Source organism: Halobaculum sp. MBLA0143, from assembly GCF_041361465.1.
In the GTDB taxonomy this organism is placed as follows: Archaea; Halobacteriota; Halobacteria; order Halobacteriales; family Haloferacaceae; genus JAHENP01.
Map to the genome: position 1 here is coordinate 2,818,952 of NZ_JBGKAC010000001.1, position 24,727 is coordinate 2,843,678.

A 24,727-nucleotide genomic window follows, 5' to 3' on the forward strand; every position below is an offset into this window, starting at 1 on the left:
TCCGGGCTACTCCCGGTACCGGTTCAGCCGATCACGCAGCCGCTTCGCGGCCTGGCCGGCCGCGTGGTGGAACTCCTCGCCGGCGTTCTCGCCGGCGAACACGATCCCGCGTGAGGAGTTGACGAGCCCGACGCCGTCCGCGAGCCCGTGTTCCACCGCCGCCTCGGCGTCGCCGCCCTGCGCGCCGACGCCGGGCACCAGGAACGGGAGGTCCGGCACCGCCTCGCGCAGTTCCTCCAGTTCCTCCGGCGCGGTCGCGCCGACGACGAGCCCGACGTTGTTCCGCTCGTTCCACAGATCCGCGAGTGCCGCGACCCGGCGGTACACCGGTTCGCCGGAGTCCAACTCCAGATCCTGGAGGTCTGCCGCGCCGGGGTTGGAGGTGCGACACAGCACGAACACGCCCTTCTCGGCCTGCGAGAGGAACGGCTCCAACGAGTCCCGTCCGAGGTAGGGGTTGACGGTGATCGCGTCCGCCTCCGCCAGCAGTTCGGCGTACTGCCGCGCGGTGTTACCGATGTCCCCCCGTTTCGCGTCCAACAACACCGGCACGTCCTTGCCGTGGGCGTACGCGACGGTCTCCCGGAGCGCCCGCCAGCCGTCGGCGTCCTCGTAGAAGGCGACGTTCGGCTTGTAACAGGCGGCGTACTCGTGGGTGGCGTCGACGATCCGGCGGTTGAACGCCCACCGCGGGAGGTCGTGGTCTTCGAGGTGTTCGGGTAGTCGGTCCAGGTCGGCGTCCAATCCGACAGAGACGACGGTGTCCTGGCGCGCGATCCGGTCGGCGAGCCGGTCGAAGAAGGCGACTGTCACGTCCGGCCGTGGGGGGGCCGGGGGTGTAAGGGTTCTCGGTTCGGGAATACGCAGTCGTACGTGTCTGTGGAAAGCTAATTATCCACTGACGAGTTCGAAGAACTGATTAAATCCGCTCTCGTATAGAACTCCGTTACGATAGAATTGCTCATTCCCGTCAAGCGTTACGAGTGCGTCTTGGAGTCCCAGTGAACCTTTATCTGCGGCAATTTCCGTCCCGGTGTCAAACTGTGAGGTATCCTCCCCGTGGTCGAAATCAACAAATTGCCAGTCGTAGTTCGTCACCTTCGGGTCTTGCGTGACGGTGCGTTTCACGTCGCTCTTTTGCGTGTAACTGAACCCAATTGACCCACTAGGAGCGCTACTTAGGCTCATGTCGACACCAATCTGTGCGTTGTTATCTGATGTCGCCGGCTGATTACCGACGACTGCTAGCCCCGTCCCGCCGTAATTGCTCCAGTCATGATCCATCTGGCATGTCAGAATAGAATCCCCCAGACCCCCATCCGCTGGAGTTAGTTTGAACGTATTGTGCGTCCCCCACCGGTCGTAGTCTGATCTGCTTCCTGTCCAGTTGAACACCTTTGAGTCAGAGACGACATCCCCCTCGTAGTTGTATGACTTGTACACGTTGTCATCGAACAATTCCCACGGCTCCTCAGACTTGACCCTTGTCGTCACCTGTTGTCCCGACAGCTCTTCCGTGAACTGACGTGCATACGAACGAACATCGTCGTGAACCTCCGATACTCTCGTGTCGTCTGCCGTCGCTCCAATGAACTGCCGTGTCTCTCCGTCTCGATTGACCGCCGCCGTCATTCCGACGATTTTGACTTCATTGTTTTTCGGACGAGCTGATCCTAGAACTAGTCGTCCAGAGTCAGTGAATGAAGTGAGTTCGTCCTTCTGGATCTTCACCCCCTCTTCCTGACTCACTTCGTTACCCAGGTCTCGAAGCTCTGTCACGACCTTCACTTCCGGCTCACTGGCCGTTACGACGCCAGTTAACCCGATTGTCGATGCTGCTCCGATGCACTTCAACACCGCTCTTCTGCTCTGCATCACTTGATTATACACGATACCTAGTAATAAATGGTTCGAAAAGAGATGATGGTGTATTTCGTGTAGTTTTCCTAATACATAACGCAGGTATCGGGGCTCACACTGGCCTGTCTAAGAAATGAAAGTAAAACAAATGTCGGGTGGATGTCTAATAGCACGCCCATTGGAACCTAACTTTGTTTGAAATAGTTACAGTTTGATAAAATTATAGTATGTAATAATACATTATCTTAGCGATCCGGTATCAAGACATGATTCTGTTACAGCATCTCGTCGATGTGCGTGCCGATCTCGTCGATCCGGGCGCTCTGGGCGTTCGTCTCGTCGGCGATCTCGTCGGCCTTCTGGGAGACGTCGCGGGCGGTCTCTGCGGTCTCTTCGACCATCGTCGCCACCTCCTCCGTCGAGGAGGCCTGCGAGTCGGTGGCGTTGGCCACCTCGCCGATCCCGTCGTCCACCTCGGAGACGGCGGTGCCGATCTCCTCTAGGATCTCGATGGCGTTCTGGACGGCGTCGGCGCCGCGCTCCACCTGCCGGTTCGACTCCTCGATCGTCTCGACGGCGGAGTCGGTGTCCTCCTGGATGTCCGTGATCGTCTCCTCGATGTCGGCCGCGCGGTCCTGTGACTCCTCGGCCAACGACTTCACCTCGTCGGCGACGACGGCGAACCCGTCGCCTTCCGCCGACCGGGCGGCCTCGATGTTGGCGTTCAGCGCCAGGAGGTTCGTCTGGTCTGCGATGTCGTCGATGACGGTGACGATCTCGCTGATCTCGTCGACACGGCTCTGGATCGTCTCGACGCTCTCGGCCACGTTGGCGGCGGCGTCGTAGATCCCGTCCATCGCCTCCTGAACCTCCTGGGCGGCCTCCTGGCCGTCGTCGGCGAGGGTCTGTGCCTCCGCGCTCGCGGTCGCAACCTGCTCGGCGGAGGCGGCCACCTGTTCGACGCTTGCAGAGAGGTTCGACACCTCCTGTGACACCTCGGCCATCGAGTCCGCCTGCTCGTCGGTGAGTTCGGAGATCTCCGCCGTCCGACTGCTGATCTGGCTGGACGACTCACCCACCTCCTCCAGTGCCTCCTTGACCAGTTCCAACGTCGCGTCTTCGCCCTCGGCGTCGACGACTCCGTCTCCGCCCGTGCTGGAAGCCATGCTCGCCTGGGGGGTCGTTCGCCAGCCGTATGAATCGTCTCCCTCCCGTGTGGACGGCGCGTCAGTTGGCGTGCTACACCGACGCGCTTAGGGGGAGCTCGCCCCTACACCGGGACATGAGTGAGCGTGGACTGAGCGACCAGTACAACACGGCCAGCCCCTGGCCGTTGTTCGTCGCTATGGGCATCCCGGTGTCGGAGTTGGGCGTCCTGTTCGGACTGTTCCCCGTCGCTGTCGCCGGACTACTCCTCTTCTGTGGCAGCGTCGCGGGGATGTTCGCGGAGTCCGGCTACGCCGACACTCCGTGGCCGGCCGTCGCAGTGCTGGGCGTCGTCTGTGTCGCCGTCGGCGCCTGGTTCACGTTCGGCGGCGTCGGCCTCCCCGTCCGGGGGCAGGCCGTCGGCGCGGCCGGGATCCTCCTGCTCGTCGGCGCGCTCGTCGGCAAGGCAGTCGCCTTCTCCACCCGCGAGCCGGCGGTCTGAGCCGGGCGACCCCGCCGACGACGAATGGACAAGGTATTAACCCACCACCGACAACCGCCGCGCATGGCTGCCACGTTCGACAGGGACACGCTGTTGGACCTCCTGGTCAACGTGATCCCGCTCGTGATCATCGGCTTCTTCGTCCTGGCGTTCGCCGTGTTCGACCCGTTCGGCGGCGATCAACTGGGGCGTGCGATCCAGGTGCTCCTGTTGGTCGCCCCGTTCGTCGCGCTGGCGGTCCTCACGTACATCTCCGGCAAGGCGATCGCCGGCGACGAGGAGCGCGCCGAGGTGTACCACCAGGGCCAGGCGACGCTCGACGACGCCGAGCCCCGACACGCCGACGAGGAGCCGGCGCTGGAAGACGACACGACCGGCGGTGACGCGGCGTCTGCAGACGGGTCCGTCGCAGACGACCCCGCAGACGACGTGTCCGAGGAAGAACAGTCGACGGACGAACGGTCCGCCTGATCCCGGCTCCGACGCCTCGGGTTCAGTCGTCTGCCGACGGCGCCTCGGCGGTCTCCGGCAGCCACTCGTCGGCCCACGCCTCCAGCTCCTGGAACACCGGACAGAGGTGACGCCCCGCCTCGGTCAGGCTGTAGTAGGTGGCGATGGGCCGGTCTTCCACCCGACGGTCGACGAGTCCGCCGTCCTCCAAGTCGTCCAACACCCGCGACAGCGTCCGCGAGTTGGCGCCCGTCGACCGTTTCAGTTCGTTGAACCGTTTCTCACCGCCCAACAGGTCGTTGAGGACGATCAGCCGCCACTCGGACCCGATCTCCTCGACGGCCTCGACGACCGAACACAGCTCCGCCCGGTCTGCTGTCTCCCTGTGTGTGTCGCTCGCCGTCGCTTCGCGTTGTGTATTCCCCGACACACCTACGTTCGGGGCCTGCGAGCAAAGTAGCTTCCGAACGCCAGTAGGTTTCACCGTGCAACCGCTCGCCGGCGGCTCAGCCTCGGACGAGCCGGCCGTCCTCGGTCCCGAGCACGCCGCGTTCGACGGCGTACACCAGGCTCTCTTCGACGGCCTCCGGCTCCAGGTCGTAGGCGCCAGCCGCCAGGTCGACGAACTCCGAGCGGTCGACCGGGAACGACCGGTTGTTGAGCAGCCGCATCACCTTCCGGAACTGCGGGGGCTCCTCGCTCCCCTCCGTCCGGTCACTCGTGTCGGTCCTGCCCGTGTTGTCGTCTCCACCCGTCTCGTCGGTGTCGTCGTCGGACGCCCCGGGTCCGCCGGTCTCGTCGTCTGCGCCCGTCGCGCCGTCGCGCTCTCCCCTCTCGCCGCCGACTGCGTCGGCGCTCCCGTTCGCCGCCCGCGGGTCGACTCCGTCCCGGCGGCTGTCCCCCGTGTCACGGTCACCCTCGTCGTCCGTGGGGTCGTCCGGCGTCGGCTCGGACGTCGACCCCGCGGGTTCGAGTCCGCTCTGCTCCGTCGACTCGTCGGCGTCGGACCCGGCGACGCCCGTCGTGCCCGACTCGCCCGTGTCTGTCACGCCCGTCGTGCCGGACTCGGCGGTCCGCAGTCGTTCCAGCAACGGCTCGACGGCGGTCGACAGCGTCGCGCGGCAGTCGTCACACAGTACGAGCCGCCGGCGGTCCGTCGGCGACCGATCCGGCGGCGCCGGGCCGATCTCGTAGGCGCCGGCGGCCGCCGCCCCACAGAAGTCACAGTCGAGTTCTCGCACACCCCCGGGGAGGAGTGCCCGGGGTAAGACCGTTTCTGTCGCTCACACGAGTCGCCGCCGCGCCGGGTCGGCCCGGGCGTACCGCCAGCCGGCCGCGAGCCACACCGCTGCCGTCCCGGTCGGGTACCCTGTCCGAGTCGGCTGGACGCCGAACTCCAGCGCGACGAGGAGGTTGAGGAAGCCCGCCAGCGCCAAGAGCCCGGTCGTCACCCGTGGGTCTTCCAGACCGACCTGGTTCGTGGCCGCGCTCACGACGGCACCGAGCCAGCAGGCGGTCGCCCCGGCCCACCGCAGCAGGATCGGCGGGCCGGAGACGAGAGGGTACGACACGAGCGGCTGGACGGTGACGGCCGGCTCGAAGCTCACTCCGCCCCAGACGAACCGGAGGAACACTTCGCCGCCGACGAACGTCTGGACCGACCACGGGACGGCACCGACGGCGACCAACACCGCGGCGACGAGCGTCGGGCTGGGGGGCGTCCGGTCCGACACGGCTGTCACTTCCGGGCGACGATCCGGAGCACGTCCTCGTCGGCGAGCTCGTGGCCCCGGCCGACCTGTTGCTCGTCGTGTTTCGCGCTGTCGCCGCTGACCCGGGCGAACTTGAACCGCTCGTCGAACTCCCCGCCGATCTTCTGGCAGGCGTCACCGACGGTCGCCCCTTCGAACAGGACCAGTGGTTCCTCGTAGTCCACGCCGCGACCGGGCTTGTCCATGTAGATCCGGATCAGCCCCAGCTCCTCCCAGAGTCGTTGTTTGAGCCCGTCCATCCCGCGTTCCTCCACGGCGGAGATGAACACCACGTCCTCGGGGTTCAGCCCCCGGTCGCGCAGTTTCTCGCGCACCGTCGGGAGGTAGTCGCGGTCGATCAGGTCCGCCTTGTTCACCGTCACCATCGACGGGAGGTACTCCCGGTTGTCCAACACGGCGTCGACGAGTTCGTCGATGGTGAGGTCCTTCGGGATGGTCACGACGGCGTTGACGTAGCCGTACTCCCGGAGCACGTCCTTCACCGTCTGCTCGTCCAACGACACGCCGTCACCCATCGTCACCTGGATGCCGTCCTTGTGGGTCTTCCGGATGTTGACGTTGGCCGGCTCCGTGTCCAGCCGGATGTTCGTGTCGTACAGCTCCTCGGAGAGTCGGTCGTACTGTTGAATCTCGAACACCGAGAGGACGAACACGACCAGGTCCGCCGTCCGGACGACGGACAACACCTCCTTGCCGCCGCCGCGGCCCCCGGCAGCCCCCTCGATCAGCCCCGGTACGTCCAGGATCTGGATGTTCGCACCGCGGTACTGGAGCATCCCCGGGTTCACGTCGAGCGTGGTGAACTCGTAAGAGCCCACCTCGCTGTCGGCGTTGGTCAGGGCGTTGATCAGCGTCGACTTCCCGACGGACGGGAAGCCGACGAGCGCGACCGTCGCGTCGCCGTGTTTCTCGACGGCGTAGCCGCCGCCGCCACCGGCCGAGGACTGGTTCTCGAGTTCCTCCTTCTTCTCGGCGAGCTTCGCCTTCAGCCGACCGATGTGCGCCTCCGTCGACTTGTTGTACGGCGTCTCGGCGATCTCCTCCCGGAGGTCCTCGATCTCTTCTTCCAGTCCCATCTGTCGGTCGTCACTCCGTCGGCCGCCGGTGAAAACGCTTCCCTTCGGCACAGTCGTGTACACGCCTTTTCTTCGGTACGTTCTTACGTCGTGCCAAGAATCGGTGTGTGTGTAGTATGCCGGACCCCGCGCGCCTCCGCGACAGCACGCAGATCGTCCTCCCGTGTGCGGCGCTGGACGACGTGCGGGAGCAGCTCGAAGCGGAGTTCACCGTCACCATCTACTCCGACGACGGGGACGTCTGTCGCATCATCGCCAGTCCGGTGGAGATCAAGGCGGTCGCGGAGTTTCTCACCCGACACGGCGTCTCCGTGCGGTGAACTGCTGTCTCACTCGACGAAACGTTATCTGTACTTCCGTTCACGGGTGTGAACGCACCGGCTCGGGAAAACGAGTCGAACACTCGACGAGACTGCCACAGCAACACGATGTCGGAGACAGATCACAACGAAGGCGAGAACGCACCGACCGAGACCGGCTGGGCAACAGTGACGTGAAAACCCGGCGTGAGCAAACTGATCGACAGGCTGCTCGACCTCCTCGCAACGCGCGAGTTCGACGAGAGCGAACTCGCGGAGATGGCGGGCGTCAGCCGCAACACCGTCGGCAACCACATCGACACGCTGGAGGCGGCGGGATTCGTCGAGTCGGTCCCACACGCGCCGCGGTATCGGGTCGACACCGAGTCGGCGGCGTTCCGACGAGCCGTGGAGCTGGATGTCGCCGTTCGGGACGCCCTGGAGTGAGCTACTGCCGAGCGCTGTAGTACCAGACGTAGCCAGCGTAGAGTACCCACAGCCCGACGAATCCGGAGACGGCGAACAACCACGGACCGGTCGCTCCTCTCGCCAACCCACCGACCCCAGCGAGCGCGACGAGCGTCACACCGGCGTGTGCCGACAGCCACAGTGTCGCCACCACGAGCCCCGCAGTGACGACAGTGCGGGCGATCTCGACGACGCCGGTCTGAACACGCATCAGTCTGCCTGTTACTGACTTCTGACTACTTGTGATCGTTGGGTGAGACGTGTCCGAAAGTGTGTCACAACGAGTCGACAGTCAGAACAACGAGTCGGCTGTCGCGGCGCCGATCACGGAGAAGACGGAGCCGACGGAGACGGCTTTCAGCGTCACCCACGCCAACTCCCGGTGGTCCGTGCCGAACTGCGCGCCGAGGAACGTGTTCGGGGCGTCGAACGCCAGCGCCAGCACGAACACGGACAGGTACGAGACGGCCATCAGCGAGACGAATCGGACGGGAACGCCCGCCACCTCCGCCTCGCGGTCGGGGTCGCGGTCGGCGTCCGCTCGGTACAGGGCGGCGTACCCGATGGCGAAGACGAGTAGCGTCGTCACGCCCAACTGGTACCAGGCCATGCTGGCCGCCAGGTCCCACACCTCCTGGGTGACGACGAACGGCCCGGCCAGGAGGAACCCCCCGACGGCCTGTTGAAACGTGTCGGCCAGCGCGAACCGGGAGTGACGCCCTACCATAGCCGCCGGGAGTCGGGCCACGGACAAAAATCCCGACGAGTCGGCGGCAGGAATCCGCAGAGTGGACAGCGTTAAACGAGAACCAGTGTTACCTGGCGGCATGGACACGGACAGGCGGGGCGGCACCGAGACCGGGCGACGACCACCCACGGGCACCGGGGAGGAACACGCGTGCGTCTCGTAGCCAAGTTCGGCGGCACGTCGTTGGGAACCGGCCAACGCGTCGAGCGCGCCGCCGACTCGATCGCGGACGTGGTCGCGGACGGCCACGAGATCGCCGTCGTCGCCAGCGCGATGGGGTCGACGACGGACGAACTCCTGGAGGACATCACCTTCGACGCCGACAACGCCGACCGCGCGGAGATCGTCTCGATGGGTGAACGCACCTCCGTCCGGATGCTGAAGGCGGCGCTGGCGGCCCGCGACGTGGACGCCACGTTCGTCGAGCCCGGGAGTGACCTCTGGCCCGTCATCACGGACAGTCACGGCGAGGTGGACCCTTCCGTCACCCAGGAACGGGCCGAGGCGCTGGCGGAGGCGTTGGACGGCACCGTCCCGGTCGTCACCGGGTTCCTGGCGGAGACGCCCGACGGCGACGTGACGACGCTCGGCCGCGGCGGCTCCGACACCACCGCGGTGATGCTGGGCAACTACATGGACGCAGACGAGGTCGTGATCGTCACCGACGTGGAGGGGGTCATGACCGGCGACCCCGGCGTCGTGGAGGGTGCCCGCAACGTCGCCCGCATCACCGTCGACGAACTGCGGAACCTCTCGTTCCGCGGGGCGGAGGTGATCGCCCCCTCGGCGCTGTCGTACAAACACGAGGACCTGAACGTCCGGGTCCTCCACTACCAACACGGCGACCTCACCGCCGGCGGCACGAAGGTGGAGGGCACCTTCGAGAACATCGTCGACATGGAGGAGGACCCGTTGGCGTGTATCACCGTCGCCGGCCGGGCGATCCGGAACCGGCCGGGTATCCTCTCCGACCTCTCGGAGGCGTTGTTCGAACACGAGATCAACATCGACGCCGTCGCCTCCGGCATGGACTCCGTCACCTTCTACGTCGGCAGCGACGTGGCCGAGGTGGCGGAGACGACGCTCCACGACGAGGTGGTGGAAGACGAGTCGCTGTCCTCGGTCACCAACGAGTCGGAGTTCGCCGTCATTCGGATCATGGGCGGGGAACTTCCAAATCGTCCGGGGGTCATCTCCGGAATCGTCGCTCCCCTCGCCGACGCCGGCGTGACGATCCACGACATCGTCACGTCGGCCACCTCCGTCGCCGTGTTCGTGGCGTGGTCGGAACGCGAGGAGGTGCTGTCCATCGTCCAGGAACAGGTGTCGATCTCACACGAGAACGTCTCGCGGTAGCCCGTCGTTCGTTCACTTCCCGTGGTACAGCCGTTCGCCGATCTTCTCCGGCAGTCCGGCGTCCGCCACCGCCTCCGCGACTCCGTCCACGTCGTACGTCACTCGGTGTTCCGCCACCGACCGGTCGTCCAGGTCGACGACGGCGTACGCCGCCCGCGGGTCACCGTCCCGTGGCTGGCCGACGCTCCCGGGATTGACGACGACTCCCTCGTCGAACGTCTCGTGGTGTTGGAGGTGGGTGTGGCCCAACACGAGCACCTCGGGGTCGCCCGCGGCCGCCAGCAGCGACGGGTCGAACTCCTCCGGGTAGGTGTAGTGGTCCTGGCGCTCCGGGTGGTCGTGGACGACGGCCACCTGCCCGTCGGCGAGCCGTCGGCGTCGCGGGAGGTCCCCCAGCCACGACAGCGCGCCCTCGTCCAACTGCTCGCGGGCGTGGTCGACGCCGGCCGACGCCATCGCGTTGAACCGGAACCCCGTGTCCTCGGCGACCGCCCGGTCGTGGTTACCGACGACGGTCGGCACCCCACGGTCGCGGAGCGTCTCGACGCAGTCGGCCGGCCACGGGTTGTACCCCACCACGTCGCCGGCACACACCAGCCGGTCGACCGGCGGGAGATCCGCCAGCACCGCCTCCAGCGCCACTCTGTTGCCGTGAACGTCCGAGAGCAGTCCGATTCGCACGCTTCGCCGTTTGTGGCTACTGTGTGTTAACTTCCGGTGTCAGGGCGCTCACGAGCCGGCGCCGCCGCCTCCCTGCCGGCGACGACTCCGGGGACGCGGACGGTCGCGGTCGTCCCGTCCGACGTGTCGACGGCGAGGCCGCCGCCGACGGCGTCTACCCCCCACCGGACGAGCCAGAGTCCGAGCCCGCTGCCGTGTTCCAGCGCCGTCTCCGCGTCCGCCCGCAGCGGAGCGAGTTCGTACTCCGGCACGCCCGGTCCCTCGTCGTGGATCTCGATCACGGCCTCGTCGTCGTCGGCACGGGCCGACACCGTCACCGGCGGCGCGCCGTGTTCGACCGCGTTGTCGACGAGGTTCGCCACGGCCAGCGTCACCGGCGCCGGCGCCACCGCCAGCCGTAGCTCCGCCGGGACTCGAACGTCGACATCGTCGTGATCGTCGACCGCCTCGGACACGAGCGCCGCCACCGCCACCTCTCGACGGTCGTCGCCGGCGTCCAACGCCTCCTCACCCCGGCGAGCGGCGTCGCCGAGCGCGAGCAGCTCGTCTGCCTGGCGTTCGATCTCCGCCGCCAGTTCGGGCGTCTCTCCGTCTCCGGTGTCGGCGATCTGCCCGGCGTACAGCTGGACGACGCTCAGACCGTTCCGGAGGTTGTGCCGGAGCACACGATTCAACACGTCCAGCCGTTGGCGTCGCCGGCGCTCGGCCGTGATGTCCTGGAGGACGACCGTGTAGCCGACGAGCGTGTCCGTCCTGTCCCGGAGTCCGGAGGCGGTCACCCGGTACGTCCGTCGTCGACCGCCGACCCGCAGTTCCACCGACTCCGGAGGGTCGCTCGGGTCGAACGACAGCCCGACTGTCGCCGCCGGCTCGCCGAGCGTCGCCGCCCGCGTCGTGTCCAGCGTGTCGGCGGCGGCCTCGTTCAGTCGGATCACTCGCGACTCGCGGTCCAAGACGACCACCGGCGTCGCCAGCTCGTCGACGGCCGCCCGTTCGCTGGCACGTCGCGTCGCAGGGTCGAACTCGAACAGGTCGGACGCGAGGTAGGCGTAGCCGTCCAACAGGACGTGTGGCAGCGCCAACACCGGCATCAGGTTCGGACCGCCGACGGGCAGCCCGAGACCCCACAGCGTCGCGCCGACGGCCGGCGGGAGCGTGCTCACTCCGACTGCCGCCGCCTCACGACGGTACAACGGCCCGTAGCTGACGACGGTGTCGAACAACAGGACCGTACCCCCAGCCGTCAACGCGGCGTTCGCCACGAAGCTGAGGAAGATCGCGGGACCGCGGGTGTACGTCGCGCCGGCGACGCCAGCGGTCTCTGCCACCTCGAACCCGGTCCAGACGAGACCGCCGGCGGGCGCGAACGGGAGCGTCACCGTCACCCCGAGGAGAACGACTACCACCACGCCGAACGGCCGGGTCCGGAGCACCGCCGGCCGGCCGGTGTACGTCAGCGCGAACGCGGCGAACGCCGGTCCGAGCCAGGTGAAGACGACCCAGAACCCGACCTCGACGGCGGCCCGCAGCCCCGGGTCGGTGACGAGGAAACCGACACCGTACAACGCCGTGTACGCGGCCTGGAGCCCCAACACGATCAAGAACCAGTCGGCGCCCGGCGCCCCACGGTGACGCCACAGCGCCGCGATCAGATAACAGGTGCCGACCGCGGCCGCCAACGACGCGACCACGGGCCACGAGAGCGCCGACAACACGCCGTCTCGTCCGTGGCCCGTCGTGAGGTAGCTTACGGTCGACTGTCGCGTGGAGTGTCGAGCGGGCCTCACACGGCTGCCCCTTGGGGGCCACTTATCAACCCCCCGAGGCTACGACGGACGAATGCGAGAGACGAGCCTCGCGGCCGTGATCGTGGTTCTGGTCGCCGCCGTCGCGGGCGTCGCGGTCGTCGGCGCGACCGCACCCGGCGACGGCGGGCTGCCGGCGCTCGCCGACACGCCGGAGACGGACGACACCGTCACCCGAATCGGCCTCTCGGCGAACGGCTCCGCCGTCTGGACGGTGCGGTACCGCACTCGGCTCCGGACGGACGCCGACCTCGCCGCCTACCGCGAGTTCCAGGCGACGTTCCGGAACGACACTGCCGCCTACGAGTCGTCGTTCCGCGACCGGATCGCGCCGGTCGTCGCCGACGCCGCCGAGGGGACCGGTCGCGAGATGCGGCTCGCAGACGTGACGGCGACCACGTCGATCCAACGGGTGCCCCGGCGCTGGGGTGTCGTCGCCTACCGGTTCCGCTGGGCGAACTTCTCGGCGACCGCGCCCGACGGCAGCCTCCGCGCCGGCGACGTGTTCGGCGGCGGCTACTACCTCGGGGCCAACGACACGCTCGTCGTCACTGCGCCGTCGGACTACCGTCTCACTCGGGTGGAGCCGTCGCCGGACGGACGCGAGGACGGCCGGGCGCGCTGGACCGGTCGACGCAGCTTCGCAGACGGTCGCCCCTCCGTCGTCGCGGCACCCCCGACACCGACGGCCTCGCCGACCGCCACGCCCTCGCCGACCCCCTCACCCACACCGCCACCGACGGCCTCGCCGGCGACGACGACCACGCCCGCGACCGACCAGGGCGGCGACGACCTCGTGATTCCGGCGGCGATTGCGGGCGTGATCGCCGTTCTGTTCACTGCGCTCGTCGTAGCCGGGCGCGCTCCCTCCTGGCTCCCGGGCGGCAGGGGGAGCGACCCGACCGACCCGGGTGACCCGGACGCGCCCGACGGCGGGGCGAGCACGGCTCCGACGGACACCGCCTCGACCACCACGGCTGCCGTCGACGCGACCGACGCGGACGGAGCGACCGCCGACGGCGACACGGCGCGCGACGAGACGACCGACCGGGCCACGCCCGACACGGGGACGACGGCCGACGGATCGGAGACGGGAACGACCGACGAGACGACGGCCGACGAGACGACGACCGATGTGACGACGACCGACGACACGGAGACAGAGTCGTCGGACTCGACGGACGCAACAGACACGGACGCGACCGGCGACGCGTCGGACCCCACGGACGCGACGACGGCTGCGGGCGTGGCCGGCGACGCGGACGGCGAGCCCCCGGAGCCGTACGCGAGCGTGCTCGCCGACCTCCGGCCGCCGCTGACGGACGAAGAACGGGTGACGCAGGCGCTGGCCCGCGAACACGGCCGGATGCGCCAGTCGGCGCTGGCGGACACGTTGGAGTGGTCGGCGTCGAAGACATCCCGAGTGCTCTCGCGGATGGCCGACGACGACCGAGTGGAGAAGCTCCGGGTCGGCCGCGAGAACGTCGTGGAGTTAGTCGTCGACGAGGACCCGTAGCTTCTCCTCACCGGCGACCGTCCCCTCACAGCGTGTCCCTCCGTCTGTACTGTTTCGACGACCTCGAAGGCGTGTACGATCGCCCGACGCGTGTCGCCCGGCTCGTCGGACTGTGTCGCGGGCTGCCCGAGGAGGCCGTCGTCGTCGGCGGCGGCGACGACACCGCACTCGGCAGCCTCGCGGCACTCGCTGCCACGGACGCCGTCGGCGACGACCCGCCGTCCGGCTTCGACCACGGTCGCGCGCTGGCCCGCCCGGCGTTCGAGGCGATCGCCCACGACGCCGAGGTGCCCGGCAACCACGATCTCGACCCCGGGCTGGACTGGACCCGGGCGTGGGCAGCCTCCGTCCCGCCGACGTACTGCTGTGGTAACGCGGCCGACGGCTTCCAGGACACGGTCGTCGTGGAACGCGGCGACGCCCGCGTCGGTGTCGTCGGCGTCACCCACCCGGCGACCGAGGAACTGCTCCCGCTGGGGCTGGCGACGACCGTCTCCGACCCGGTGCCGGCCGTCCGAGAGGGGCTCGCCGCGCTCCGCGACCGCGGCGTCGACCACACGGTCGTCCTCTCGCACTGTGGCGAACACGACGAGCGGGTCGCCCGCGAGACGGACGCCGACGCCGTCGTCGGCGGTCACGTCCACGAGCGTCTGACGGGGACGTTCGACGGCACCGTCCTCCTCCGGGGCGGAGGTCCCGACGCGGTGCTCTCCGCGCGTCTCGCGGACGGCGACCCGGCGATCCGCACGCACCCAGTCGCCGACGCACCGGTCCACGAGCCCACCCGGGAGCGCTACCGCGATCTCCGGGCCACGCTCGGCGGTGACGAGCCGTTGGCGACCGTCGACCGCGTCCCCCGAGAGCGACGGCACCGCACCGGCGGGGAGTCGCGTGTCGGCAACTTCCTCGCGGACGCGCTCCGGGCGGCCGTCGACGCCGACGCCGCGTTGTTCCCCGCCGGCTCGCTGCGTCCGGGGCCGGCGCTGTCCGGCACCGTCACACTCGCGGACGCCGTCTCGTTGGCCCCGTTCGACGACACCGTCCACGAACTCCGTCTGTCCGGCGCGCAACTCCGTACGGTGCTCGCGGACTGCGGCTGCGACCACCCCGGCGAGCGTGGGTGGGTCCACGCCCACGTCGCCGGGCTCCGGGTGCGCTGGGACGCCGACGGCGACCTCCAGTCCGTCTGTCGCTCGGACGGGGGTCCGCTCGTCGACGACGAGCCGTACACCGTGGCGACGACCGGGTGGTTCGTGCTGACGGACGGCTACGACCCCGCGAACGAGACACACCTCGTCCGCGACCGGGTGTCGGTGCTCGCGGCGATCGCCGAGCACGCGCGAGAGGGTGGGTTGGGGGTCGGGACGGAGGGGCGGATTGCGAGAGAGAACTAGACTCCGGGTCTACTGCGACACGTCGACCTGCGGACGAGCGTCGAACGCTTCGATTCGCTCGATCCGCTCCGTGCGCTCCAGCGCCTCGTCTGCGACTGCCAGCACCTCGACTTCGTCGTAGAAGCCGAGTTCGTCGAGTCGCGCGACGCCGCGGCCGGTGACCGCCCAGTACGTGTTCGGAAGGTCGTTGGCGGGGTCGTCTGTGGACAGTCGCTCGGTGAGCTCTGCCGACTCCAACTTCCGGAGGTGGTAGTCGATTGTCCCCGACTCGATGTCCGGGTTCCGGTAGGACAGTTCCTCGACGGAGAGCACGCCGCTGTCGTGAGCGAGGATCTGTTGGACGAAGCGGAGACGCTTCTTGTCCAGCAACGTGTCTAACTGATCGAACCGAGTTCCATCGATCTCTGCCTGTTCGCCCGCTTCTAGTCTCGCTGCTCTGTCCACTGTCGAATCGTCTAGTCCTCTCTCACTCATCTCGTCTAGTCTCTAGTCGGGCTAGCCTACATCTGTTTTGGTGAGTCCTGAACGAGGATTCGCAAAGAGAGCTAGCGGGCACGAGGAGCCACCGAACAAAGAGCTAACAACAGTATGTGGCTCTAGCGCTATTCACACAGTGTCCGAGTTCGTCAAGAGAATAATCGAAGAGTGGACAAATCTCCGAGAGGGCAGCCTCACACCGAGAGAATACAGTGCGCTGTACGATGTCGTCCACAAGGACTGTGAACAGTTCGCTGACGTAGAACAACTGTACTTCGTCCTCGGAAGCTACGACGATGCCTCTGGCCAACGGAACCGGCTGGAGGCTGTTCGAGACTGTATCTCGGAGTACCCTCCGATGGAAGCGTCTCTGATGGAAGAGATCGATTCAGAGGATAGAGTAGTGGACCAGTGGTATCTGAAGTTCTGTGCTTTCTACGACCGGACAGACTACGCTGTCTTCGTGTTCGAGGACGACGATGGCGGTCACGAACTCGAATTTGGTGAGGTTTCTCTCGACGAGAAAGTCAGAGTTCTCAAACGAGACTACTACTCGGACGGGGAAGTCGCCACACAGGCAGAACACGACCACTACGACGGAATGCTCGCCAAGAAGTTCGAAACTGTCGACAATCGTGGCCGACTGTACCGTCGGACTCACGCCGAGACCGTGGACTGTGACAATCTTGACCGGGCGACCCGACGAGTGGCCGAAGACTGTCGGTAGTGGTGCTGTATCCTAACTGATCTGGTCTGATACACGACACAGGTCCGGCTGTTCGGCCCGGTAGCTTGTCGAAACAAAGACCGAAATAGAAAACGAGAAACCGCCCTCAGTCCGCAGCGACTTCCTCGACGTCGTCTTGGTAGTACTCCTCGATCAGGTCCTCGCCGACGCGGTTGAGTTCCGACCTCGGGAGCAACGACAGGAGGTCCCAGCCGATGTCCAGCGTGTCGTCGATGTCGCGGTCCGTGTCGTACCCCTGCTCGACGAACTCCGTCTCGAACTGGTCGGCGAAGTCGAGGAGGCGGTTCTGGCGGTCGTCCAGCGCTTCGCGGCCGACGATGTTCTCCAGGTCGCGGAGCTCGACGCCTTCGGCGTACGCCGCGAACAGCTGGTCTTTCACGTCGGCGTGGTCGCCGCGGGTGTACCCCTCGCCGATCCCGTCGTCCATCAGCCGCGACAGCGACGGCAGGACGTTGATCGGCGGCTCGACACCCTGACTGTTGAGGTCCCGGTCCATCATGATCTGGCCTTCCGTGATGTAGCCGGTCAGGTCCGGAATCGGGTGGGTGTCGTCGTCACCGGGCATCGTGAGGATCGGGATCTGCGTGACGGAGCCCTCGCGTCCGTCGATCCGGCCGGCACGCTCGTACAGGGACGCCAGGTCCGTGTACATGTACCCCGGGTAGCCACGGCGGCCCGGCACCTCCTCGCGGGCGGCGCCGATCTCCCGGAGCGCCTCACAGTAGTTCGTCATGTCCGTCAGGATCGTCAGGACGTGGTACCCCTTGTCGAACGCGAGGTACTCGGCGGTAGTGAGCGCCAGCCGCGGCGTCACCGTCCGCTCTACGGCCGGGTCGTCCGCGAGGTTCATGAACACGACGGACCGCTCCAGCGCGCCGGTGCGCTCGAAGTCGGCCATGAACTCGTTGGCCTCCTCCTGGGTGATCCCCATCGCGCCGAAGATCACGGCGAACTCGGAGTCCTCGCCGGCCGCCTCGGCCTCCGGCACGGACGCCTGCCGCGCGATCTGGAGCGCCAGTTCGTTGTGCGGCAGCCCGGACGCCGAGAAGATCGGCAGCTTCTGGCCCCGCACCAGGGTGTTCATGCCGTCGATGGCGGACACGCCGGTCTGGATGAACTCCTCCGGGTACTCCCGGGAGACGGGGTTGATCGCCGCCCCGACGATGTCGCGCTTCTCGTCTGCGACGACGTCCGGCCCGCCGTCGATCGGCTGGCCGGAGCCGTCCAGCACGCGTCCCAGCAGATCCTCGGTGAGATCCATCTTCAGCGTCTTCCCGAGGAACCGCACGGACGCGTTCCGGTCGATACCGGACGTGCCCTCGAACACCTGGATGGCGACGAGCCCCTCTTCCGACTCCAGGATCTGCCCCCGCTTGGTCTCCCCTTGGGGCGTCTGGATCTCCACCATCTCGTCGTACCCGACCGGCTCGTCCACCTCGGCGAACACCAGCGGGCCGCTGACCTCCGTGATTGTCTCGTACTCTTTCATTGTTAGTAGAGCGAACGCAGCTGTTCGGTGATGTCTTCGGCGAGTTCGTCGACGAACTCGTCGTACTCGTCTTCCGGCGTGGTTCCGATCCGGTTGATCCGCGGGGCCGCCTCGATCCCGATGATCTCGTCGATCGGAACACCGGCGTCCAGTGCGTCGAACGCCTCGTCGTTGAACTCCTTGATGACCTCGAGGATGCGGTACGTCTTCTCCGGCGGGCAGTACCGGTCCACGTCGTGGAGCGCGTTCTGCTGGAGGTACCCCTCACGCAGGAACCGCGCCACCTCCAGAGTGAGCTGTTGGTCCTCCGGCAGGGCGTCCTTCCCGACGAGCTGGACGATCTCTTGGAGTTCGTCTTCCTCGTCCAGGGTGTCGACGGCCCACTGGCGCTTCTCCGGCCAGTCGTCCGCGACGTTCTCCCGGAACCACTCGTCGAGCTGTTCGCGGTACAGCGAGTAGGAGTCGTTCCAGTTGATCGCCGGGAAGTGCCGGCGCTCCGCCAGGTCGGAGTCCAACGCCCAGAACGTCTTCACGATCCGCAGCGTGTTCTGGGTCACCGGCTCGGAGAAGTCACCCCCCGGCGGGGAGACGGCGCCGATCACGGAGATCGACCCCTCCGTGCCGTTGACGTTCTGGAAGTAGCCGGCCCGCTCGTAGAACTGACTCAGGCGGGCGGCGAGGTACGCCGGGTACCCCTCCTCGCCGGGCATCTCCTCCAGCCGGGAGGAGATCTCCCGCATCGCCTCCGCCCACCGCGAGGTGGAGTCGGCCATCAGGGCCACGTCGTACCCCATGTCGCGGTAGTGCTCGGCGATGGTGATCCCCGTGTACACGCACGACTCTCGTGCGGCGACGGGCATGTTCGACGTGTTGGCGATGAGACAGGTCCGGGCCATCAACGGGTTGCCGGACTGTGGGTCCGGCAGCTCCGGGAAGTCCTCGATGACCTCCGTCATCTCGTTGCCGCGCTCCCCGCAGCCGATGTAGACGACGATGTCCGCGTCCGCGAACTTCGCCAACGACTGCTGGGTGACGGTCTTCCCGGAGCCGAACGGCCCCGGAATCGCCGCCGTCCCGCCCTTCGCCAACGGGAACAACCCGTCGAGGATCCGTTGGCCGGACACCAACGGCGTCTTCGGCGTCTCCTTCTCGACGGTCGGCCGTTGCTCGCGCACCGGCCACTCCTGGTGCATCGAGATCTCCGTGCCGTCTTCCAACTCGACGACCGTCTCCTCGACGGTGAAGGTGCCCTCCTTCGTCTCGCTGACGACACCGCCCTCGATGTCCGGCGGCACCATCACCTTGTGGTCGATGGTGACCGTCTCCGGGACGACTCCGAGCACGTCACCGGACTCGACTTTGTCTCCCGCCTCGACCTCGGGGGTGAACTCCCACTCCGCCTCCATGTCGATCCCCGGGGCGTCGACGCCGCGGTCGAGGAACGCACTGTCCATCTTCTCTTCGAGCACGTCGAGTGGCCGTTGGACACCGTCGTAGATGGTGTCGAGCATCCCCGGGCCGAGGTCGACCGTCAGCGGCTCGCCCGTGTTCTCGACGGGCTCGCCGGGGGCGACCCCCGAGGTCTCCTCGTACACCTGGATCGTGGTCACGTCACCCTCGATCTCGATCACTTCGCCCATCAGGCCCTCGTCGCCGACGTACACCACGTCGTTCATCCGGGCGTCGAGGTCGGTCGCGGTGACGACCGGCCCACTCACGCTCCGGATCACGCCGGCGTCTGCGGGCGTCGTCTCCGGATCAGTTGCTTGACTCATGTGTTGTTGTAGGTTCCGCGGTGGTTCAGGGTGTCCCCCGTTCCTGGTCTTCCTCGTCTTCCGCCATCAGGTCGATCCCGATGGCGCGTTTGATCTGTTCGCGCAGCCCGCTGCCGCCGGCACCGGCACCGAGCGTGACGAGCACCGGGTCGACGCTCCCCTGGACGGACTCCCGGACCCCCCGAGAGAGGTGCTCCAGGTCGCTGTCGCGCATCACGACGATGCCGACGTCGTCGTCGGCGAGCGTCCGTTCGACGGCGTCGTCCAGCTGCTCGTCCTTCTCGTCTTCCGGCACGTCCTCGAACTTCCGTACACCGGCCAGCCGGAACCCAGTAGTGAACTCCGGACTGCCGATCACTGCGATCTCCTGGCTCATAGGATCACCAGTTCGCGCTCGATCTCGTCTGCGTCGAGCCCCGCCTCCTTGCCGCGGGCAATCGCCCGGATGTTGTCCACCTCGCGCTCCTTCGAGAGCACGAACGCGATCACGGGCGTCACCGACAACGGGAAGACGGTGCCCAGCGCGTCCGCGTACTCCACCTGTGCGGCCTCCAGCCCGCGCTCGAAGCCGGCCAGGCTGTCTGCCGACTCCAGTTCGTCCAGCGCCGCAGACAGGTCGTCGCCGTACGTGCTGTCGCGGATGTACGCGATCAGCTCGTTCACGTCGCCGGCGAGGCGCTGTACGTCGCGGATCGAGAACAGGCCGCCGCCGTCGATGAAGTACTCCGCCGGGTCCAGCTCCGTCCCGGAGCGCGCCAGCCGCAGGGCGTTGATCGCGTTCCGGAAGTCGATCTCCGCCCGCAGGTACCGGCGGTACTCCGCGAGCTCCGGCGACGACCCCACGTTCGTGGTCAGCAGTTCGTAGTACGCCCGGTCGACGGCGTTCTCCAGGGGCACGAGCAGCCCCGTCTCCTCGTAGTCCTCGACGGCGTCGGCCAGCGCGTCGCCGAACAACGTGTCGGACAGTCCCTCGACGATCTCCTCGACGGTACCGGCGTCGGCCAGCCGCTCCAACCGAGTCGAGTCTAGCTCTCCCGCCTGGATCAGGTCGACGCGCACGTCCTCGGCGCCCGCCTCCGCGTACACCCCACGCAGGAGCGTCTTGACGTTCCAGGCGTCGAACTTCCGGAGGTACCGGACGAGCAGGTCGTACAGGCCCCCCTCTGCCCAGCCCAACAGGTCGTCGAACTGTCGAGCCAGGTTGCGGTTGAGCGCGTACTCGATCAGGTCGACCCCGCCGAAACGAGACCCGAGCTCGTTGACCTCCCGCTCGTAGGTGGTCTCTTCCATCTCGCGGGCGATCTCGGCCGGCGACATTCGCAGCAGTCTACGGTACGACTCCTCGTCGTACAGCCCGGCCCGCCGCGACCGGACACGGGCGTTGACGTACTCCGCGTTGGCGCTCCCGGAGCGACTACTCATCGTCGAACAGTCGTGCGCTCAGTTCCTTGAGGCTGTCCTCCCACACGTCCGTCAGCACGGAGTCGAACGTGTTGTCGACCCGGACGCGGGACACCTCGCTCTCGACGACGACACCGCCGAGACAGTCGTGCTCGCCCCCGTACTGGTAGCCCTCGTAGTCGGACAACAGTTCACGGATGAGCGACTCGTCGTCTGCGCGGCCGGAGACGACGACGTCGTCCGTGTCGAACTCCGCGGCCGCGTCCTCCAACAGCAGACGGGTCAGCTCCGCCCGCCTGTCGCCCGACAGCTCCGCGATCGCGGCTTCCGTCTCCTCGCGTACGTCTTCGAGCACGTCGCGGCGCGCCTCCAGCCGGGCCTGCTTGGCCTCCAGCTTCGCAGAGGACAGCGCCTGTTCCCGCTCCTGTTCGATCTGCCGCTCGACGGCCGCCTCGCGGTCCTCCAGGAGCTCCTCGGCCTCGGCTTCCGCCTCGGCGACGATCTCCTCGGCACGCTCCTCGGCGTCCTCGCGGATCTCCTCGGCGCGCGTGCGGGCGTCGTCCCGGATGTCTTCGACAACTGTATCGAGACTCATGTGTTGAGAAAGGGGTCCCCGGCTTACGCCAGGATGACTGTTACGAATGCGAAGAGGATCAGCGTCTCCGGCAGCGCCGTGAAGACGAGTCCAGGAACGAACAGGTCGTCGTCCTCGGCGATCGCGCCGATTGCCGCCGCACCGATCCCTCGCTGGGCGTAGCCCACACCGATAGCTGCGAGACCGACAGCGATAGCAGCTGCACCGCTGTTGTTGAGCGCCGGGCTGCTACTACCTTCCTGCAGTACAACGTTCGCCAGTTCTGGGGCAGTTTCGAGCATGAGGTTCACCGTGTGTTCGCTCGTCTACGGACAGGTCGTCTTTGCCCTCGTGGCGGTAATAAGCGTTCCCAAATAGAACGGCCAAACGAGGCGATTCCGGACTGCTCGGCGTTCGAGCCCCGTACGCCAGCCCGACTCACGGGCGGGGGACGAGACCGAGCGTGACGACGAGAGTGAGAGGGAAGACGAGAACGGCACCGAGGGTGACGCCGACTACTCCTCGCTCGTGAACGTCCGCTCCGTGCCGAACGGGTCGTAGGTGATCCCGTCGCCGTCGTAGAACTTCGAGAAGAACTCGAAGTACTCCAGCCGGATCGCCTGGATCCCGGAGGAGGTGACACCCAGCGCCAGCACCAACAGGTGCCCGGCGATCAGGACGAGCACGCCAGCGACGAGCAACACCGGCCCGCCGTGGGCCATCCCACCGAACAGGATGCCGGTCACCTCGTGTCCGTGGTACGTCGCCCCGACCTCCGGCATCTTCGTGAGCGCGAAGTGCCAGGCCGTCTCTCCGCCCTCTCCCGTCTCGTACACGCCGAAGAACAGGAGGTTGACGGCGAACGCCATCCCGGCTTTCGCCACCAACACCGCCCCGATCCGGAGGTACGAGAGGGTGTGTGAGAGCACGGTGAAGATCTCGACGATCTCCGCCGTCGGCCCGACGATGATCAACAACACGCCGAGCCCCATCATCACCGCCCCGATCTGCCCGACGATCACCGGGAACCCGGTGAACCCGAGCTCGAAGGCGGCCGCCTTCCCGCTGGAGAACACTTCGAACAGGATCGGCGGGGTCCGGCCGAACCAGGTGCTGAACAGGAACAGCCACAGCCCGTTCAGCGCCAACAGCCAGGAGCCGGACTCCTCTAACGCCTCGACGAACCCGTGGAACTCCAGGTTCTCCAGGAAGTCGAAGATCCACGCGACGTTGAGGTGGAGCACTCCGAACACCACGGAGACGACGAGCCACGTCCGGGCCCAGTAGGAGCCGGCCGGCTCCAGCCCCTTCTCTATCGGGGCGTGTTTCAGCCCGACGATCCCCTCCCAGAACTCGGAGGCGATCAGGTGCAGTCCGAAGATCTCCCCGTAGAGGATCCCGAAGATCGCCGTCGAGACGCCGGCGATCATCGCCACCGCGCCGGCGGCCTGGAACGAGTCCGAGTCGAACCCACTGTACAGGTACGCGCCGATGGCCGTGTAGATCAGCCCGTACGCGAAGTCACCGATCATGAAGCCGAACATCACCGGGAACGTCAGGAACAACACGATCGTCGGGTCGAACTCCCGGTAGTTCGGCTCGCCGACGAGCCCGGTCAGCAGTTCGAACGGCTTCGCGATCCCGGGGTTGTCCTGGATCGTCGGCGGGTCGTCGTCCCGCATCACGACGGGCGCGCCGCCGTCCGCGACCGCCCGTTGTGGTTCCTCCTCTTCCGCTTCGGCCCGGTCGCCGTCCGTCTCGTCCGTGCCGGCGTCCTGGACGGACTGGGGCACGTCCTCGCGCACCTGGACGGCGCCGTCACTCCCGAAGCTGGCGCGTTCCAACTCCTCCACCTCGGCGCTGTTGCCGACGGCGTCGGAGATGGCGCCCGCGAACTCCGTGTACTCTTCCGTCGGGATCCAGCCTTCGGCGACGAAGGCGTTCTCGGTGGTGGCGAACGACAACGGCGCCTCCGCCTTCCCGACTCGGATCGAGAGCTCCTCTTCTGCCGCCAGCAGGAATCCGGCCCACTCCTCGCGGAGCGTCTCGATCTCGCGGTCGACCGTCTCGATCTCCGTCCGGAGCTCCTCGCGGTCCGCCTCCAGGCTCTGGTGGTACGCCTCGGGCGCCGTCTTCTCCGTCTCGTCCAGTTCGGGCACCTCGACGGCCGCGAACTCCGCGCCGACGAGGGTGTCCGCCAGCGCGTCCTCGTCGGCCGACGGCGTCGGCCGGGCGAACACGGCGAGGTACTCCTCGCCCGCGAAGATGTCGAACTCGTCGAGATCCGTCGCGTGGGTGACGGCCTCCCGAACGGCCGACTCCTGACCCTCGCCGACGGTGACTTGGAGGCTGTCGTAGCCGCTCAACAGGTCGATGTCGACTCCGACGTCGACGAACGGCTCGACGGTGTCGATCCGTTCGTTCACCCGGCGGAGGTCGTCGCGCAGGTCCTCACGCCGGTCGTCGAGTTCGTTCGCCTCGACCCGAACCTCCTCCAGCTCCGCCTCCAGGGCCTCGTCCGTGACGATCCGCGACGGGCCGGCGTCCGACGGCTCGACGCCCAACTGTGAGATCAGCGACCGGACGGTGACGAGCTTGTCCGCCGCCGCCTCCGCCGTCGCCGTCGACTCACCGGGGTCGAACCCCTCCCACCCGCCGTCGTACTCCGTCATGTGGACCAACGACTGGTCGTGGATCGCCTCGACCACGTCTCCCATCACGCGACGGGAGCCCGTGACCGAGATCTTGCTCATCTGCTCAGGTCTGAGCATGCACCGCCTCCTCGAACTTCTCGACCGCGTGCTCGACCGCCTCGTCAGTGCGGTCGCGGGCGCGGTCGACGAGGTCCCTCCGTTCGCTCTGTCCCTCCTCGAGGATCCGCTCGCGTTCGGCGTCGATCTCCTCGCGCGCCTCGGCGAGCCGTTCTTCCTCGAGTTCGTCGGCTTCGGCCTCGGCGTCTTCGAGGATCTCGTCGGCCTCCGCCCGGGCGGCCTGGATCTGCTCGTCCCGGTCGGACTCCGCCTCGGCGACGATCTCCTCGGCGTCTGCCTCGGCCTCCTTCACTCGTTCGAGAACTTCGGGTCTCGGCATTGGTAGTCGTCGTTCGATGCTTGGTCTACGTGCGTATAAGGTGTTTGCGAAACGTTGCAAGGCCGACTCGGTCGTGTGACGGGGGGTGTGGGGGGCTGGC

Annotated in this window: 28 protein-coding genes; 8 read left to right on the top strand and 20 right to left on the bottom strand. The window is 67.2% G+C overall.

Annotation, left to right across the window (positions count from 1 at the left end; all coding sequences use genetic code 11):
- Positions 1–6: 6 nt before the first annotated feature.
- The 3 genes from pyrF to RYH79_RS14620 form a co-directional block, all read right to left on the bottom strand.
- Positions 7–813: an orotidine-5'-phosphate decarboxylase gene (gene pyrF, locus RYH79_RS14610; protein WP_370900374.1), complete on the bottom strand. Its 807-nt coding sequence runs from the start codon at positions 811–813 to the stop codon at positions 7–9.
- Between the two features lie 78 nt (positions 814–891).
- The gene (locus RYH79_RS14615; RefSeq protein ID WP_370900376.1) at positions 892–1,875 is read right to left on the bottom strand and encodes a hypothetical protein; all 984 of its coding nucleotides are present in this window, start codon (positions 1,873–1,875) and stop codon (positions 892–894) included.
- Positions 1,876–2,135: 260 nt separating this feature from the next.
- The gene (locus tag RYH79_RS14620; RefSeq protein WP_370900377.1) at positions 2,136–3,026 is read right to left on the bottom strand and encodes a methyl-accepting chemotaxis protein; all 891 of its coding nucleotides are present in this window, start codon (positions 3,024–3,026) and stop codon (positions 2,136–2,138) included.
- Between the two features lie 116 nt (positions 3,027–3,142).
- Here RYH79_RS14620 and RYH79_RS14625 point away from each other — a divergent pair, with 116 nt between their 5' ends.
- Together RYH79_RS14625 and RYH79_RS14630 are read left to right on the top strand one after the other, a co-directional pair.
- Positions 3,143–3,508: a DUF7541 family protein gene (locus RYH79_RS14625; protein WP_370900379.1), complete on the top strand. Its 366-nt coding sequence runs from the start codon at positions 3,143–3,145 to the stop codon at positions 3,506–3,508.
- Between the two features lie 63 nt (positions 3,509–3,571).
- Complete coding sequence (locus RYH79_RS14630) at positions 3,572–3,979, top strand: DUF6684 family protein (RefSeq protein ID WP_370900381.1); 408 nt, start codon at positions 3,572–3,574, stop codon at positions 3,977–3,979.
- 22 nt (positions 3,980–4,001) lie between these two features.
- Here RYH79_RS14630 and RYH79_RS14635 read toward each other — a convergent pair whose 3' ends face one another.
- The 4 genes from RYH79_RS14635 to RYH79_RS14650 all read right to left on the bottom strand — a co-directional run bounded on the left by RYH79_RS14635 (position 4,002) and on the right by RYH79_RS14650 (position 6,806).
- Positions 4,002–4,319, bottom strand: a complete 318-nt coding sequence (locus RYH79_RS14635) for a winged helix-turn-helix transcriptional regulator (protein ID WP_370900914.1) — start codon at positions 4,317–4,319, stop codon at positions 4,002–4,004.
- A gap of 145 nt (positions 4,320–4,464) precedes the next feature.
- Positions 4,465–5,199, bottom strand: coding sequence for a DUF8528 domain-containing protein (locus RYH79_RS14640; protein WP_370900383.1), 735 nt, complete (start codon positions 5,197–5,199; stop codon positions 4,465–4,467).
- Between the two features lie 42 nt (positions 5,200–5,241).
- Positions 5,242–5,691 carry a DUF8050 family protein gene (locus RYH79_RS14645; protein ID WP_370900385.1) on the bottom strand — a complete coding sequence of 150 codons (450 nt, stop codon included), beginning with the start codon at positions 5,689–5,691 and terminating at the stop codon, positions 5,242–5,244.
- 5 nt (positions 5,692–5,696) lie between these two features.
- Positions 5,697–6,806, bottom strand: a complete 1,110-nt coding sequence (locus RYH79_RS14650; protein WP_370900387.1) for an OBG GTPase family GTP-binding protein — start codon at positions 6,804–6,806, stop codon at positions 5,697–5,699.
- A 116-nt stretch (positions 6,807–6,922) separates the two neighbouring features.
- Between RYH79_RS14650 and RYH79_RS14655 the strand changes: the two genes are divergently transcribed.
- Both RYH79_RS14655 and RYH79_RS14660 read left to right on the top strand, forming a co-directional pair.
- Positions 6,923–7,126, top strand: coding sequence for a VNG_1110C family protein (locus RYH79_RS14655; protein WP_370900389.1), 204 nt, complete (start codon positions 6,923–6,925; stop codon positions 7,124–7,126).
- 186 nt (positions 7,127–7,312) lie between these two features.
- Complete coding sequence (locus tag RYH79_RS14660; protein WP_370900391.1) at positions 7,313–7,552, top strand: HTH domain-containing protein; 240 nt, start codon at positions 7,313–7,315, stop codon at positions 7,550–7,552.
- A 1-nt stretch (position 7,553) separates the two neighbouring features.
- On the opposite strand, the gene RYH79_RS14665 is transcribed toward RYH79_RS14660, so the two are convergent.
- Both RYH79_RS14665 and RYH79_RS14670 read right to left on the bottom strand, forming a co-directional pair.
- On the bottom strand, positions 7,554–7,784 hold the full coding sequence (locus tag RYH79_RS14665) for a hypothetical protein (protein ID WP_370900393.1): 231 nt from the start codon (positions 7,782–7,784) through the stop codon (positions 7,554–7,556).
- Between the two features lie 81 nt (positions 7,785–7,865).
- Entirely contained in the window at positions 7,866–8,300 is a 435-nt protein-coding gene (locus RYH79_RS14670) for a DUF2391 domain-containing protein (protein ID WP_370900395.1), read from the bottom strand.
- Positions 8,301–8,471: 171 nt separating this feature from the next.
- On the opposite strand from RYH79_RS14670, the gene RYH79_RS14675 reads away from it, so the two are divergent.
- Positions 8,472–9,677: an aspartate kinase gene (locus RYH79_RS14675; RefSeq protein ID WP_370900397.1), complete on the top strand. Its 1,206-nt coding sequence runs from the start codon at positions 8,472–8,474 to the stop codon at positions 9,675–9,677.
- A gap of 12 nt (positions 9,678–9,689) precedes the next feature.
- On the opposite strand, the gene RYH79_RS14680 is transcribed toward RYH79_RS14675, so the two are convergent.
- Positions 9,690–10,358, bottom strand: a complete 669-nt coding sequence (locus RYH79_RS14680; protein WP_370900399.1) for a metallophosphoesterase family protein — start codon at positions 10,356–10,358, stop codon at positions 9,690–9,692.
- Positions 10,359–10,384: 26 nt separating this feature from the next.
- Complete coding sequence (locus tag RYH79_RS14685) at positions 10,385–12,073, bottom strand: histidine kinase N-terminal 7TM domain-containing protein (protein ID WP_370900401.1); 1,689 nt, start codon at positions 12,071–12,073, stop codon at positions 10,385–10,387.
- 124 nt (positions 12,074–12,197) lie between these two features.
- On the opposite strand from RYH79_RS14685, the gene RYH79_RS14690 reads away from it, so the two are divergent.
- Together RYH79_RS14690 and RYH79_RS14695 are read left to right on the top strand one after the other, a co-directional pair.
- Complete coding sequence (locus RYH79_RS14690) at positions 12,198–13,679, top strand: helix-turn-helix transcriptional regulator (RefSeq protein ID WP_370900403.1); 1,482 nt, start codon at positions 12,198–12,200, stop codon at positions 13,677–13,679.
- Between the two features lie 32 nt (positions 13,680–13,711).
- Complete coding sequence (locus RYH79_RS14695) at positions 13,712–15,073, top strand: bifunctional metallophosphatase/5'-nucleotidase (RefSeq protein ID WP_370900404.1); 1,362 nt, start codon at positions 13,712–13,714, stop codon at positions 15,071–15,073.
- A 9-nt stretch (positions 15,074–15,082) separates the two neighbouring features.
- On the opposite strand, the gene RYH79_RS14700 is transcribed toward RYH79_RS14695, so the two are convergent.
- Complete coding sequence (locus RYH79_RS14700; RefSeq protein ID WP_370900406.1) at positions 15,083–15,517, bottom strand: winged helix-turn-helix domain-containing protein; 435 nt, start codon at positions 15,515–15,517, stop codon at positions 15,083–15,085.
- 70 nt (positions 15,518–15,587) lie between these two features.
- On the opposite strand from RYH79_RS14700, the gene RYH79_RS14705 reads away from it, so the two are divergent.
- Positions 15,588–16,277: a DUF8170 family protein gene (locus RYH79_RS14705; protein ID WP_370900408.1), complete on the top strand. Its 690-nt coding sequence runs from the start codon at positions 15,588–15,590 to the stop codon at positions 16,275–16,277.
- A 106-nt stretch (positions 16,278–16,383) separates the two neighbouring features.
- On the opposite strand, the gene RYH79_RS14710 is transcribed toward RYH79_RS14705, so the two are convergent.
- The 8 genes from RYH79_RS14710 to ahaH all read right to left on the bottom strand — a co-directional run bounded on the left by RYH79_RS14710 (position 16,384) and on the right by ahaH (position 24,627).
- Positions 16,384–17,787 carry a V-type ATP synthase subunit B gene (locus RYH79_RS14710; RefSeq protein WP_370900410.1) on the bottom strand — a complete coding sequence of 468 codons (1,404 nt, stop codon included), beginning with the start codon at positions 17,785–17,787 and terminating at the stop codon, positions 16,384–16,386.
- A 2-nt stretch (positions 17,788–17,789) separates the two neighbouring features.
- Positions 17,790–19,562 carry an ATP synthase subunit A gene (locus RYH79_RS14715; protein ID WP_370900412.1) on the bottom strand — a complete coding sequence of 591 codons (1,773 nt, stop codon included), beginning with the start codon at positions 19,560–19,562 and terminating at the stop codon, positions 17,790–17,792.
- Positions 19,563–19,587: 25 nt separating this feature from the next.
- Complete coding sequence (locus tag RYH79_RS14720; RefSeq protein ID WP_370900414.1) at positions 19,588–19,938, bottom strand: V-type ATP synthase subunit F; 351 nt, start codon at positions 19,936–19,938, stop codon at positions 19,588–19,590.
- On the bottom strand, positions 19,935–20,984 hold the full coding sequence (ahaC, locus tag RYH79_RS14725) for an ATP synthase A1 subunit C (protein ID WP_370900416.1): 1,050 nt from the start codon (positions 20,982–20,984) through the stop codon (positions 19,935–19,937). The genes RYH79_RS14720 and ahaC overlap by 4 nt, the downstream gene beginning before the upstream one ends.
- Positions 20,977–21,558, bottom strand: a complete 582-nt coding sequence (locus RYH79_RS14730) for a V-type ATP synthase subunit E (protein ID WP_370900418.1) — start codon at positions 21,556–21,558, stop codon at positions 20,977–20,979. Before RYH79_RS14730 ends, ahaC begins: the two co-directional genes overlap by 8 nt.
- 23 nt (positions 21,559–21,581) lie before the next feature.
- Entirely contained in the window at positions 21,582–21,839 is a 258-nt protein-coding gene (locus tag RYH79_RS14735; RefSeq protein ID WP_370900916.1) for a F0F1 ATP synthase subunit C, read from the bottom strand.
- A gap of 213 nt (positions 21,840–22,052) precedes the next feature.
- Entirely contained in the window at positions 22,053–24,308 is a 2,256-nt protein-coding gene (locus RYH79_RS14740) for a V-type ATP synthase subunit I (RefSeq protein WP_370900420.1), read from the bottom strand.
- On the bottom strand, positions 24,295–24,627 hold the full coding sequence (ahaH, locus tag RYH79_RS14745) for an ATP synthase archaeal subunit H (protein WP_370900422.1): 333 nt from the start codon (positions 24,625–24,627) through the stop codon (positions 24,295–24,297). Before ahaH ends, RYH79_RS14740 begins: the two co-directional genes overlap by 14 nt.
- Positions 24,628–24,727 lie beyond the last annotated feature (100 nt).

What these genes read in the sequence shown, in the direction of transcription:
- RYH79_RS14630 (WP_370900381.1), top strand. Translation starts at nt 3,572, where the DNA reads ATGGCTGCCACGTTCGACAGGGACACGCTGTTGGACCTCCTGGTCAAC.
- RYH79_RS14670 (WP_370900395.1), bottom strand. Translation starts at nt 8,300, where the DNA reads ATGGTAGGGCGTCACTCCCGGTTCGCGCTGGCCGACACGTTTCAACAG.
- RYH79_RS14735 (WP_370900916.1), bottom strand. Translation starts at nt 21,839, where the DNA reads ATGCTCGAAACTGCCCCAGAACTGGCGAACGTTGTACTGCAGGAAGGT.
- ahaH (WP_370900422.1), bottom strand. Translation starts at nt 24,627, where the DNA reads ATGCCGAGACCCGAAGTTCTCGAACGAGTGAAGGAGGCCGAGGCAGAC.
- RYH79_RS14730 (WP_370900418.1), bottom strand. Translation starts at nt 21,558, where the DNA reads ATGAGTCTCGATACAGTTGTCGAAGACATCCGGGACGACGCCCGCACG.
- RYH79_RS14665 (WP_370900393.1), bottom strand. Translation starts at nt 7,784, where the DNA reads ATGCGTGTTCAGACCGGCGTCGTCGAGATCGCCCGCACTGTCGTCACT.
- RYH79_RS14625 (WP_370900379.1), top strand. Translation starts at nt 3,143, where the DNA reads ATGAGTGAGCGTGGACTGAGCGACCAGTACAACACGGCCAGCCCCTGG.
- RYH79_RS14740 (WP_370900420.1), bottom strand. Translation starts at nt 24,308, where the DNA reads ATGCTCAGACCTGAGCAGATGAGCAAGATCTCGGTCACGGGCTCCCGT.
- RYH79_RS14650 (WP_370900387.1), bottom strand. Translation starts at nt 6,806, where the DNA reads ATGGGACTGGAAGAAGAGATCGAGGACCTCCGGGAGGAGATCGCCGAG.
- RYH79_RS14720 (WP_370900414.1), bottom strand. Translation starts at nt 19,938, where the DNA reads ATGAGCCAGGAGATCGCAGTGATCGGCAGTCCGGAGTTCACTACTGGG.
- RYH79_RS14715 (WP_370900412.1), bottom strand. Translation starts at nt 19,562, where the DNA reads ATGAGTCAAGCAACTGATCCGGAGACGACGCCCGCAGACGCCGGCGTG.
- RYH79_RS14690 (WP_370900403.1), top strand. Translation starts at nt 12,198, where the DNA reads ATGCGAGAGACGAGCCTCGCGGCCGTGATCGTGGTTCTGGTCGCCGCC.
- ahaC (WP_370900416.1), bottom strand. Translation starts at nt 20,984, where the DNA reads ATGAGTAGTCGCTCCGGGAGCGCCAACGCGGAGTACGTCAACGCCCGT.
- RYH79_RS14620 (WP_370900377.1), bottom strand. Translation starts at nt 3,026, where the DNA reads ATGGCTTCCAGCACGGGCGGAGACGGAGTCGTCGACGCCGAGGGCGAA.
- RYH79_RS14710 (WP_370900410.1), bottom strand. Translation starts at nt 17,787, where the DNA reads ATGAAAGAGTACGAGACAATCACGGAGGTCAGCGGCCCGCTGGTGTTC.
- RYH79_RS14655 (WP_370900389.1), top strand. Translation starts at nt 6,923, where the DNA reads ATGCCGGACCCCGCGCGCCTCCGCGACAGCACGCAGATCGTCCTCCCG.
- RYH79_RS14615 (WP_370900376.1), bottom strand. Translation starts at nt 1,875, where the DNA reads ATGCAGAGCAGAAGAGCGGTGTTGAAGTGCATCGGAGCAGCATCGACA.